Consider the following 11791-nt stretch of genomic DNA (forward strand, 5'->3'; position numbering starts at 1 on the left):
ACAGTTCATTTTACAGCCTCCAGGAAATGTATATTTATAAATCCACAGAACCCTAATAACTTTCCATGGAGCCATCAGAAGAAATCATTGAGATCGAACTAAGCAAGAAAAAAATACTTTTAATGCTTGTAGGATCACTGGCATTCGTTGCAATAGGAATATGGTTTGTAATATCACCCCCTGCTATTTCCAATTCATATTGGGGTAATCCAACAAAACTTGCCTTTGTAGGCTATGCCTCGATATTTTTCTTCGGACTATGTGCTTTCCTTCTCTTTCGCAAACTGTCAGACAAAAAACCCGGTTTAATTATAGACAACACCGGGATTACAGACAACTCTGGTGGTGTTTCGGCCGGACAAATATTATGGTCTGACCTGGAGGATATTTCGGTAATGGAAATGCACCGTCAAAAGCTCATAATGCTTCATGTAAAAAATCCACAGGAATATATTGATAAGCAAACAAGTGGTTTTAAACGAAAGATGATGCAGATGAATTATAACATGTATGGAACTCCTTTAAGTATTACTACCAACGGACTTAAAATATCCTTTGATGACCTGATGGCAACATTAATAGCCAAAGTAAAATCCCATGGCCAATAGGTGATCTATGTATTCTTCCCTCCATCCAGCTTCTCCACAATCCTGAAATCAATACCTAGCATTCCTAAAAACCATTCAAGTCTTCTAACCTGGATCTCATCCAATTTATTATTTCCATTCACTGCATCAATTATCAGTGCAGCGGGTACACTGCAATACTCTTCAATCTTTGCATAATCAAAAACAGCAGCGCGTTTCAGATAATCTATTACAACCGGCATTTTCTCCATAACTGACTCTTAGATTTATAAAAATAGAATCTTTGGTTGTTAATGCAAAAGGCCTTTACACCAATATTTCCGGTACTTACACCCCCCGCCTGATTATAAACAGGGGTAATGTTTTTTTGGACCAGACAAGCGGCATATGAGCGGTGTTTGAAGCCTTCTCTAAGCTTTCTCTAAGCTTTCTCTAAGCCTTCTCTGAGCTTTCTCTAAGCTTTCTCTAAGCGACTCAGAAGCGTGTCAGAAAAGTCTTTGAAGCGTCTTTGAAATGTCTTTGAAGCGTCTTTGAAGCGTCTTTTAGTAGTCAATGAGTAGTCCTCAAAGCGTCCACAGCACTGAAAATTATCCCGAATAACCCTCCTGCTATACCGGAACGATCCATTTAAATAGATTAATTAAATTAGATAAGGCTTAACAGGCAATTTCTGAGCTTTAAACACCCATAAAGTCACATAATGCCTATCATCATTGAACAAAAATTTGGAGTGCCTGCAGTAACTATCTGGAAGGCCATTACCGACCCCGAGGCCATGAAGCAATGGTATTTTACCATCCCCGGCTTTAAGGCCGAAGAAGGGGCTGTATTTGAGTTCTATGAGCCCGGCGAAGAGTGTCAGTACCTACACCGCTGCACCATTACCCGCGTAGTGCCAATGAAGTTGTTGCAGCATACCTGGACCCATCCCAATCACAGCAAGGGATCCTCCCTGCTCACCTGGGAATTGATTCCTGAGGGTGATAACACCATCATTAGACTCACCCATGAAGGAATTGAAAACCTTGCTGATGGCGGTTCTGCTTTTGCCCCCGAGAACTACCAGGAAGGCTGGAACCAGATAGTGGGTGAAGCCCTAAGGAATTACTTAAGGGTTTAGTAAATTTGAATGGATGAAATCATATCTTGAAATAGAAAAAGAACATAGAAATTCTTTTTAGAAGATTACCTGGATGTGACCAACCTTCATAACTCAATTCCTTTTTTCAAATCGCGACTGGCATTTGCAGAAGAGATGATAGTTACCTTACTAACATGTTCTTTCCTTGCAAATAATGAGATACATTTATTACCATACGTTCAATTCAATGAAAGCCCTGCTCTTCCTTCTCGTTGTATCTGTGACTTCAACAAACACCATTGCCCAGCAGCAGCCAGCAGCATCAGTGAAAGGAAAAGTCGTTGATTCTATCTCCGCTTCTGCGCTTGCCTCAGCAAGCATCATCATTTTTAGCATTGCCGATGAAAAACAGGTGGAAGGCACGCTGGCTGGCGATTCAGGCCAATTTACCATTCCCCTTCCCTACGGCTCCTACTATGCAGTTATTGATTTCATGGGATATATATCGTACCGTTCAAAAAGGTTTCTTCTTTCAAAAGAAGATCCCATCTATGATTTTGGCACCATCCCTTTATTGCAAACTGCAGGCCTCCTGGATGAAGTGGTGGTTCAGGCTGAAAAAAGTTCTATGCAGCTTGCACTGGATAAAAAAATATTCAACGTAGGCCGCGACCTCGCCAATGCTGGCGGTTCTGCATCGGATATTTTGACGAATATCCCATCTGTTTCAGTGGATCCGGAGGGTAACGTAAAATTGCGGGGTAGTGACAATGTTAGGATACTCATCGATGGTAAACCATCAGGACTGGTGAGTATTAAAGGCGGTAGCGGCTTACAGCAGCTGCAGGCCAGCATGGTTGACAGGGTGGAAATTATTACCAATCCATCGGCCCGCTATGAAGCGGAAGGCATGGCCGGTATCATTAATATTATCCTAAAGAAAGACAGGAAAGAAGGCTTTAACGGAACAGTGGAACTTGTTAGCGGTACACCCACCAACCTCGGAGCTGCCCTGAACTTCAATTATCGCAGGAAGAAAATGAATTTCTTTATCAATTATGGTATCGCTTACCGCAAACAACCCAACGTAGGTTCTCTCTACCAGGAAGTATATGCCAATGATACCACCTTCCTTCTTCAACAAAAAAATAATGGCACCCTTACCGGTTTCAATAACAATATCCGCGGCGGACTTGATTATTATTTTACAGAGAAAAGTATTCTCACCGGCTCCTACCTATATCGCCGCAGCAAGGGAAACAGACTGACCGATATCCGTTATGAAGATTACCTGTTTACAAAGTCCACCCTAACTGGTACCAGCAAACGCCGGCAAGAGGAGGATGAAACAGAACCGAATTCGGAATATTCCCTTAGCTATAAAAAATCATTTGCAGGGAAAGGGAATGAGCTGATCGCGGAGGTAAAATACCTAGACTATTGGGAGAATTCCGATCAAACATTCACACAGAGCTTCTTTGATCATAACGGCACGGAGAACCCTTCCAAAGCCATCCTTCAAAAATCTTTAAATGATGAGTTTGAAAAACAATGGCTGTTCCAGCTCGACTATATAAAACCAATTGGTGAAGAAGGAAAATTTGAAACCGGCGCCAGGAGTAGCTTCCGCAATATGGTGAATGATTATATTGTTACTGAAAGGGATGCTTCCGGCAATTTTGTGCCGCTACCCGGGCTCGACAATATTTTCGGCTATGATGAAAACATCCATGCTGCTTATGGTATACTTGGAAACAAAACCAACAACATATCCTACCAGGGAGGCCTGCGTGCTGAGTGGACAGATGTAACCACCATACTTCGGAAAACAAACGAGACAAATCCCCGCGATTATGTGAACCTCTTCCCTAGTGCACATATAACCTTTGAACTGAAGAACGAACATGGAATACAGTTGAGTTATAGTCGCAGGGTGAGAAGACCTTTTTATAATGATCTGAGTCCCTTTGTAACTTTTTCCGACAGCCGCAATTTCTTCAGCGGCAATCCCGACCTCGATCCCGAATTCAGCAATGTGATGGAGGTTGGTCATATCAAATCTTTCAACAAAGGATCATTCACCTCTTCCATTTACTACCGCAGCACTAAAGGTAAAATCGACCGTATCAGAATTGTATCTGATGAAGGCAATTCAGTTACAAGGCCGGAAAATCTTTTATCGGAAGATGCATTCGGGTTTGAATTTACCAGCGCTTACTCACCCTGGAAATGGTGGAAGCTTGATTTCAATGCTAATTTCTTTCATGCAGCTATCGACGGCACCAACATAATGCAGGGTTATAAAGCGAATACCTATAGTTGGTTTGCCCGCCAGACCTCGCGGTTTATGCTACCCAAAAATATTGATCTGCAGCTAAGAACAAATTATGAAGCTCCTCAAAAAACTGCCCAGGGAAAAAGAAAAGCTTTATATTATGCTGACCTGTCGGCGAGTAAAGATATCTTCAAAGGGAAAGGAACTGCCAACCTGAATGTGTTGGATCTGTTCAATACAAGGCGGATGCGATCAATTACCAATGGGCCGAATTTTTATTCGGAGGGTGATTTTCAATTCAGGAGAAGGCAGATAAATTTCACGATCAGTTACCGGATAAGACAGGAAAAGCAAACTGGCAAACCTAAGAGCGCCGGATTGGGTGATGACTAGTCGATAAACCAATGCTCACCACGCATTCTTCAAAAATCTGATCCAGTTACCGTGCATGATATTGGTGATATCGGTATCAGCATAGCCACGAGCCCTTAACAAGCCTTCCAGCTTACTGATATCCGAAATGCTCTCTACATCATAGGGGCATTGCTCTTTCCCAAATGCGCCATCGAGATCTGATCCAATGCCTACATGTAAACTATTTCCTGCCAGCTGGCAGATATGATCCATATGATCGATCAGCGTTTCAAGATTACAGCCCATGCTGACGGGATTCGATTTGCCTCGCACCCAGCCGGGCACCATCATCCATGCATCCATGGCGCCGCCAATAACGGCGCCTCTTTCGATCAATGCTTTGATCTGGTCATCACTGTACTGGCGGTTATGATCTACCAGGGCACGGCAATTATTGTGACTGGCCCATACATGTCCATTGAAATTTTCCAGGGCTTCCCAGAAACTATCGTCACATAAATGCGTTGCATCTAAAATGATATTGAGGCGCTCCATCTCTTTTAATAATTCCCTGCCGGCACTGCTTAAAGGGCCGGTGGCATCCGTGCCCTGGGCATATCGTCCAGGACCATAATGTGCTGGTCCCACTGCTCTCAATCCATCCTGGTAAGCTTTCTCCAAATATGAAATATCCACCAGTGAGTCAGCGCCTTCGAGGCTTAGGATATAGCCTATGGGCTTCGAATTGTTCTCACTATCATCCATCCATAACCGAAGATGTGATTCAAGGCTTTCGCGGTCTTTCACCTGTATCATTTCACCTGCTGCTTCCATGGCCTTGTACCAGGCAAGCTGTCCCTGTGTTTGGGCCCATGCTTGTTCGGGCGAATGCCATCCCGGCAATTTATTATCGGGCGCAACATATCGCGCGATCTGCGTGGCTACCACCAGGCCGATATTCCCCTTTCTCAGCTCGGGTAAAGACACCACTGCCTTTCCGCGGTCAGGCTTGTCCGTGAGATGCTTTTCCCGGGCATTGATCTGCTCCACCGGCAGCCGGAGATTGCGGTTCCATTCCATCGCATTCATGGACAGGTCGAGATGTGCATCGAGTATGAACATAGAAAAGATTTATAGCGTGATAGTCCTGTCGCGGGCTGTGGTCTTCCAAACGCCGGCAACCTTATTGTCAATGATTATTGTTGCTTCGCGATAGAGAGCAACAGATGGACAAATATGATATGCCAGCGTATACAGGCAATCTCCCACCTTATAACGATCGGCATCAGCCGAAGTCACAACCATATGTTCTTCGCTCTGGCTAACTGGTTTCAGGTCTGCATCATTCAAAAATCCTACACGCCGCGCGATTTCATTTTCTGCGGCAATGGATTTATGACCAAGGTCAAGGCATAAGAGATTGGGACCAGGCTTAGATACTACCCGTGTAAGAATTATAGCAGCGGGAAGAAATGGCTGCTCGGTGAATTTTTCGAGATAGGCTTTGTCCCAGTATATAAATGTACCCGGACTGCAAATTGCCCTCCCCTCTTCAAGATGATAGGGGAAAGAAGGTGTTCCTCCGGCAATCAATTCAGGATAGTCTTCAACCTGCTCTCCGATCCTTTCCAGCAATTTGTAAACGGGTTCAAAGGCAGCAGCACAGCGTTCCTTCCTGATTGCAAGTGATGCATCATGGATATGGCCATCGTAGGCATGGAGCCCAACGGGTTTGATACCTTTCATTTCTCTTGCTGCCATGTATAGTTCAAATGCTTGATCGCCAGGGGTGATGCCGGTGCGGTTCATGCCGACGTTGAGGTCGAGGTAGATGTGGAAGGGGTGTGCTAAACTGTTCGTATGCCTGGCAGCCTTCGCTGAAGCTTCGGCTGCCACAGTCCCAGAAGCTTCGGCGGCCAAAGCTTTAGCGACGGCCGCCAGGGATGCAAGGGATTCGGAGTTGTCAATTAGGCAACTAAAGCGTGTGTTGGTGTAGGTTAGGGCGAGTTTGAGCAGTCTATCGATCTTGGGCCCTACAGGTTGGTAAGCGAGCAGTACATCAGGAGCACCAATGGCAGCAAGCATTTCGGCCTCGGCAATGGTGGCACATTTAAATCTGGTGATGCCGGCTTCCAGCATCAGTTTGCAGGCATCGGCCGATTTACTTGTTTTTACATGTGGACGTAGTCTCTGCACTCCGCCGGCCATTTCAATTAGCGTGGCGATATTCTTTTTTACCCGATCAGGGTAAATAAGCAGTGTAGGGGAATCAATAGCTTCAACGTCGTCAATCGCATACCAGGGCTGTGGATGCTGCTCCATAGTTTTAAGTTTAATGCAATTCAAAGAGTGCTTCTATCTCAACGGGAATATTATCGGGGAGTGATCCCATCCCCACTGCACTGCGTACGCCGATGCCATTCTCTTCTCCCCAGATTTCGGCGAAGAGTTCACTGCAGCCATTGATGATGAAAGGATGCTTTTCAAATTCAGGTACACAGTTCACCATCCCTAATACCTTGATCACTCTTTTCACTCTATTCAAACTTCCAAGGTTGGCTTTGATGGTGGAAAGTATGGCCAAACCTACCTGCCTTGCCGCGAGTTTGCCTTCTTCCATACTGATGGTGTCTCCTACCCTGCCAATGATCAGACTGCCATCGGCCTGCACGGTTCCGTGGCCCGATACATAAAGGTATTCTCCATCCACCAGGCAGGGCTTATAAACACCCAGCGGCTTAGGCGGGGGTGGTAATGTTAATCCCAGTGATTCTAACTGGTTGTCGGCATTAATGATTTGCATAAACGATATTTAATGTAAGATAAAATTCAGGATCAATACGCCAATCAGTCCAACGATGGCAACGATCGTTTCCATCACCGACCAACTCAACAGCGTTTGTTTCATGGTAAGGTTAAAGTATTCTTTATACATCCAGAAGCCTGCATCGTTAACATGACTGAAAGCCAGGCTGCCCGCGCCCACGGCCAGTACCATGAAGCTTGGAGACGACAGACTTTCAGTTGCATAGCTGGTCATGATGCCGGCCGTTGTTAATCCAGCCACCGTGGCTGATCCGATGACGGCGCGGAGGATCGCGGCCATCAACCATCCCAATACCAATGGGTTCAACGGCAGTTTATTTAATGCGGTGGCAATTGACTGACTAAGACCTGTATCTGTAAGCACCTGCTTGAGTGCGCCCGAACCGGCGATGATAAGTAATATCGGTGCGATACTTACTACAGCGCTGATGCAATGGGCGGTAAGTGTTGACATGCTCATGCCTCTTGAAATGCCCAATGCAATGCCTGCATAAACAAGTGAAAACAATAACACGATGGAGGGTGATCCGAGAAATGCTACAACATCAATGGCAGCCCCTTTCACGGGCCAGAGGAATGTAAGTAAAGCTGCTGTCACCAATAATAATACCGGCAGCAGGGCGGTAAAGAAACTATTGAAAATACCGGGCAGTTCGGTGGCAGGTCTTTCTTCTATAACGAAGGCTGCCAGCGGCTTTGAGTCCATATTTTTCAGGAAGCGGGCGAGTAGCGGTCCGGCCACCAGAATAGCCGGGATCGCTATAATCAAGCCCAGTATCAGCGTGAGCGACATATCAGCACCAAACTGCACCACCAGTGCGCTGGGAGAAGGATGTGGTGGCAGAAAGCCGTGAGTAACCGATAATGCCGCAAGCATAGGCAGGCCTGCATATACAGGAGAGATTTTTGAGCTATAGCATACCGAAAAAAGCAGGGGCACCAGTAACACAAATCCTACTCCATAGAAAAGTGGAATACCGATGATAAACCCTATGGCCATCATGGCCCATTGTATATGCTTAACGCCAACTGCAGCAATCATCGCTGATGCTATTCTTTGTGCAGCGCCTGATTCTGCGATGATCTTTCCAAACATGGCGCCGCAAACCAGCAGTATCACCAGTGCCGACATGATATCGCCTATTCCTTTTTCGAGACTGCCGGCAATTGATTTCAGTGGCAGTCCGAATATGATTCCCACGGCAACGGATACCAGCAGAAAGGCAATGAACGGATGGATGCTGAATGATCGCTTCATGAAATTGTATTATGGGAGCATGACCACTTTACCGGTTCTGACAGATTCATCACAGGCGAATGCAATCCGCAAACTATTTACAGCATCCAGCATATGATCGGAAAGATCGATGTTCTCGCGGATGGTGCGCAGGAAATATGCCTGCTGGCGATTGCATAATTCCTGGTGATCGGGTTCATCTCTGAGGTCAACCCATTCATCTTCGCGGATATAGTTTCCATCAGCATCCAATGCAGCTTGGTGGATGAGTATGGATTCTGTTTTTGTATGTGAATCGATATCATCTGATTTGCCGGCCGCAGCGGCCTGCTTAGCAACAATGGAGGCTGATCCCATCGGACCGATAACATCCTTTACAAAAAATGCCGTCTCACTTATCATTGGTCCCCAGCCTGCTTCATACCATCCCACAGAGCCATCTTCAAAGCGGATCTGTAATTGTCCATAGTTGTAATTGTCGGCGGGGATATCATCGCTTAATCGCGCTCCTATGGCACTCACCTGCACCGGCCTCGATCTTGTCATCTGGCACATCACATCAATATAGTGAACGCCACAGTCCACGATGGGACTCAAACTCTCCAGCAGGTTCTTATGCACGGCCCATTTCTTACCATTGCTCTGCTGGTTGAGGTTCATACGCATCACCAGCGGTTTGCCCAACTCATGTGCTGCTTTGATAAAATACTGCCAGGATGGATGGTGACGAAGAATGTATCCAGTTACCAGTTTTCTGTCTTTTCTTTTCGCTGTCTCCACTACCCGCTCTGCCCCTTCAACGGTGTCGGCCAATGGCTTTTCGATGAACACATGCAGATACTTTTCCAATGCAGCTATTGCATAGCTTTCATGGGTATCGGGATAGGTGGATATACAGACCGCATCAGGAGAGGATGCTTCAAGCGCTGTAAAATAATCATCATATACATCATAGGCATTGCCCAGCTTTTCATTGAGTATATGCTTGCTGTTTCCTCTAGACACGATGCCGCAGATCTCGAAGGCATCATTATTATGATAGGCTATTGCGTGGGCGGTTCCCATGTTTCCGCATCCAACAACTAATACACGAATCTTGCTCATGTCCCCTTTTTAAAAATTGATCTTCATATTATAGCATTTTGGAGAGATAGCCAAGTTTGATTAGGCCTCATAAGCAAATGGGCACAAAAAAAGAAGGCCGAAGCCTTCTCTTTTCGAAAATAGGGATGGATTGGCCATCACCTCTGATTATTTGGTTGCAAGCGATGTAAGCGGGTACTTCAGGTTTTTATGGTTATTAAGGTCCACCTTAACTTTTCCAACACTGAGATCACTTTCTATGCGAACCGGAATATGGTTGGCATCATCGCTTACCCATACCGTCATTTTCTCTCCCCCTTCAAACACATTTCCTTTAATCAGCAAGGGCTTGAGTTTAATTGCGCGGTAGGTTCCGAACTTGGTCTTGATCGTTTCCTTTCCTACATAACGGATATACATATCATATACTTCATCACCGAGGAACATGTTGAAACGGATCTTATCGTTGGGTTTGAATTTATCGTAATCGAGATTGCGCGCGTAGTAGAGTGAACTCACCACATCCTGCACCTCATGAGGAATTTTATAGATACCTTTTTTGGTAACGGCTGCCTTCTCGCCATGATCGAAAATAACTTCCTCATAACGCTTGTAGTTGCCCTCATGAACATTGCGGATAAACTTCACCGGCTTCTTACTTTCCTGGTCGATGAATGTTTCATAACGATCGCGCACCTTAAAGATCCAGTCGTAGCTTGGATTGGTTCTTCCCTCTCCTACAACATGGTATACATTACGATCTTCATGCACGGCGCTGGAAGTGGTGAAGCTGGCTGTACCGGCGTTTACATATAATCCCATCACACTATAAAATACCGTGTAATTGATCTTTTCACCCGGCTTCCAGGCATCGTCCTGTGCCATGGTGGGCAGCGCTAAGCTGATTGCGGCAAAGAGAGTTAGTAAAAAACGATTCATAGGTTTTGCTTTAGATCTAAAATTACCGATACATCTGTTAATCTTTTACTATAGCGCGGTTAAAGAATGATATGAAATTGTTAATGCTTCGGCGCTCATCCCTTAAATTGCCATAAATCTCAAGGAATGGCTACAAATATCAAATGTCCCAACTGCGGACATGAATTTCCGCTGGAAGAGGCGCTCAATGATGAGCTCAAGGAGGCGATAGAAAAGGAGAAGCAGGAACTGCGGGAAAAGATGATCGAATACAGGAACCAGAAGGAAGAAGAGCTTCGAAAAAAAGATGAAGCTTTTGAGGTTTTCAAGCGCAGCCAGGAAGCTGCTTACAGGAGCCAGCTCGACCAGGAATTAAAAAAACAGAACCAGCAACTGGAAGAATCCATACGCAAAAGCATGCATGCTGATTTTGAGAACCAGTTAAAAATATTGCAGGATACCAACCGCGACAATGAAGAAAAACTTCGTGAGTCGAGGAAGAAGGAACTCGATTTTCTTCGCAAGGAGCAGGAACTAAAAAACAAGGAAGCTGAGCTTGAAATCGTTTTGCATACCAAGCTGCAGGAGGAAAGAGGAAAGCTTTCTGATGAGATAAGGAAGATAGAAGAGCAGAAAAATATTGCTAAGGAAACTGAGTTTCAGCTTCGGCTGAAAGAGCTGGAGAAACAATTGGAAGACCAGAAAAAGCTGGCAGAGGAAATGCGCCGCAAGGCAGAACAGGGCAGTATGCAGTTACAGGGTGAAGTGATGGAGCTTGCGCTGGAAGAGATGCTTCGCACCTGCTTTCCTTTTGATATGGTTTCCGAGGTGGGGAAAGGTGTGAGAGGAGCAGATTGTATCCTTACTATCCGCAACCAGTTTGGACAGGAATGTGGAAGTATCATTTTTGAAAGCAAGCGAACAAAAGTTTTCTCACAGGACTGGATAGAAAAACTAAAGGCCGATTGCAGAAGCCAGGGCGCCGATATGGCCATTCTTGTAACGCAGAACATGCCTGCCGATATGGACCAGTTTGGGGAGAGGAATGGCATCTGGATCTGCAGCTTTGCTGAAGTGAAGCCTCTGGTGCAGGTATTGAGGGATAGCATCATCAAAATTTCAAATGCCGCGCGCAACCAGGAGAATAAGGGAGATAAGATGCATATGCTCTATGATTATCTCACCAGCAATGAATTCAGTGAACAGTGGAAGGCCATCCGCGAAGGTTTTCTCAGCATGAAGCTCAGCATACAACGTGAGAGGGATGCCATGGAAAAACTCTGGAAGGCGCGGGAGAAGCAGCTCGAAAAAGTATTATTGAATGCGGCCCATGTGAAAGGAAGTATTGAAGGGATCGCCGGTGCTGATATGGTGAATCTTAGTCTGGCGGATGATGATCCCCTTGAGCTTCCTGAATAATATGTATTCCG

General features: G+C 45.4%; 11 protein-coding genes. 4 read left to right on the forward strand and 7 right to left on the reverse strand.

What is annotated here, in order from left to right; genetic code table 11:
- Window positions 1–65 precede the first annotated feature (65 nt).
- Window positions 66–608: an STM3941 family protein gene (locus HY58_RS15720; protein WP_039134184.1), complete on the forward strand. Its 543-nt coding sequence runs from the start codon at window positions 66–68 to the stop codon at window positions 606–608.
- Between the two features lie 5 nt (window positions 609–613).
- Here HY58_RS15720 and HY58_RS15725 read toward each other — a convergent pair whose 3' ends face one another.
- Window positions 614–838 carry a hypothetical protein gene (locus HY58_RS15725; RefSeq protein ID WP_039134187.1) on the reverse strand — a complete coding sequence of 75 codons (225 nt, stop codon included), beginning with the start codon at window positions 836–838 and terminating at the stop codon, window positions 614–616.
- Window positions 839–1287: 449 nt separating this feature from the next.
- On the opposite strand from HY58_RS15725, the gene HY58_RS15730 reads away from it, so the two are divergent.
- Together HY58_RS15730 and HY58_RS15735 are read left to right on the forward strand one after the other, a co-directional pair.
- A complete protein-coding gene (locus tag HY58_RS15730; RefSeq protein WP_039134190.1) occupies window positions 1288–1707 on the forward strand; it encodes an SRPBCC domain-containing protein in 420 nt (139 codons plus the stop codon).
- Window positions 1708–1915: 208 nt separating this feature from the next.
- Complete coding sequence (locus tag HY58_RS15735; protein ID WP_039134193.1) at window positions 1916–4336, forward strand: TonB-dependent receptor domain-containing protein; 2421 nt, start codon at window positions 1916–1918, stop codon at window positions 4334–4336.
- A gap of 15 nt (window positions 4337–4351) precedes the next feature.
- On the opposite strand, the gene HY58_RS15740 is transcribed toward HY58_RS15735, so the two are convergent.
- The 6 genes from HY58_RS15740 to HY58_RS15765 all read right to left on the reverse strand — a co-directional run bounded on the left by HY58_RS15740 (window position 4352) and on the right by HY58_RS15765 (window position 10382).
- On the reverse strand, window positions 4352–5419 hold the full coding sequence (locus HY58_RS15740) for a dipeptidase (protein ID WP_039134196.1): 1068 nt from the start codon (window positions 5417–5419) through the stop codon (window positions 4352–4354).
- Between the two features lie 9 nt (window positions 5420–5428).
- On the reverse strand, window positions 5429–6619 hold the full coding sequence (locus HY58_RS15745) for a D-TA family PLP-dependent enzyme (protein WP_039134199.1): 1191 nt from the start codon (window positions 6617–6619) through the stop codon (window positions 5429–5431).
- A 10-nt stretch (window positions 6620–6629) separates the two neighbouring features.
- On the reverse strand, window positions 6630–7100 hold the full coding sequence (locus tag HY58_RS15750) for a RidA family protein (RefSeq protein WP_039134202.1): 471 nt from the start codon (window positions 7098–7100) through the stop codon (window positions 6630–6632).
- Window positions 7101–7109: 9 nt separating this feature from the next.
- Entirely contained in the window at window positions 7110–8381 is a 1272-nt protein-coding gene (locus HY58_RS15755) for a gluconate:H+ symporter (RefSeq protein ID WP_052324210.1), read from the reverse strand.
- Between the two features lie 9 nt (window positions 8382–8390).
- Complete coding sequence (locus tag HY58_RS15760) at window positions 8391–9464, reverse strand: Gfo/Idh/MocA family protein (RefSeq protein WP_039134205.1); 1074 nt, start codon at window positions 9462–9464, stop codon at window positions 8391–8393.
- A gap of 147 nt (window positions 9465–9611) precedes the next feature.
- A complete protein-coding gene (locus HY58_RS15765; protein WP_039134208.1) occupies window positions 9612–10382 on the reverse strand; it encodes a DUF3108 domain-containing protein in 771 nt (256 codons plus the stop codon).
- A 126-nt stretch (window positions 10383–10508) separates the two neighbouring features.
- On the opposite strand from HY58_RS15765, the gene HY58_RS15770 reads away from it, so the two are divergent.
- Window positions 10509–11780 (forward strand): DUF2130 domain-containing protein, encoded by a 1272-nt coding sequence (locus tag HY58_RS15770; protein ID WP_039134211.1) that lies wholly within the window; start codon window positions 10509–10511, stop codon window positions 11778–11780.
- The last annotated feature ends 11 nt before the right edge of the window (window positions 11781–11791 follow it).

The sequence above is a fragment of the Flavihumibacter sp. ZG627 genome, assembly GCF_000814325.1.
Classification (GTDB): domain Bacteria; phylum Bacteroidota; class Bacteroidia; order Chitinophagales; family Chitinophagaceae; genus Flavihumibacter.

Excerpts from the sequence above, each read along its gene's own strand:
- HY58_RS15745 (WP_039134199.1), bottom strand. The coding sequence starts at position 6,619 with ATGGAGCAGCATCCACAGCCCTGGTATGCGATTGACGACGTTGAAGCT.
- HY58_RS15720 (WP_039134184.1), top strand. The coding sequence starts at position 66 with ATGGAGCCATCAGAAGAAATCATTGAGATCGAACTAAGCAAGAAAAAA.
- HY58_RS15760 (WP_039134205.1), bottom strand. The coding sequence starts at position 9,464 with ATGAGCAAGATTCGTGTATTAGTTGTTGGATGCGGAAACATGGGAACC.
- HY58_RS15735 (WP_039134193.1), top strand. The coding sequence starts at position 1,916 with ATGAAAGCCCTGCTCTTCCTTCTCGTTGTATCTGTGACTTCAACAAAC.
- HY58_RS15770 (WP_039134211.1), top strand. The coding sequence starts at position 10,509 with ATGGCTACAAATATCAAATGTCCCAACTGCGGACATGAATTTCCGCTG.
- HY58_RS15730 (WP_039134190.1), top strand. The coding sequence starts at position 1,288 with ATGCCTATCATCATTGAACAAAAATTTGGAGTGCCTGCAGTAACTATC.
- HY58_RS15725 (WP_039134187.1), bottom strand. The coding sequence starts at position 838 with ATGGAGAAAATGCCGGTTGTAATAGATTATCTGAAACGCGCTGCTGTT.
- HY58_RS15740 (WP_039134196.1), bottom strand. The coding sequence starts at position 5,419 with ATGTTCATACTCGATGCACATCTCGACCTGTCCATGAATGCGATGGAA.
- HY58_RS15765 (WP_039134208.1), bottom strand. The coding sequence starts at position 10,382 with ATGAATCGTTTTTTACTAACTCTCTTTGCCGCAATCAGCTTAGCGCTG.
- HY58_RS15750 (WP_039134202.1), bottom strand. The coding sequence starts at position 7,100 with ATGCAAATCATTAATGCCGACAACCAGTTAGAATCACTGGGATTAACA.
- HY58_RS15755 (WP_052324210.1), bottom strand. The coding sequence starts at position 8,381 with ATGAAGCGATCATTCAGCATCCATCCGTTCATTGCCTTTCTGCTGGTA.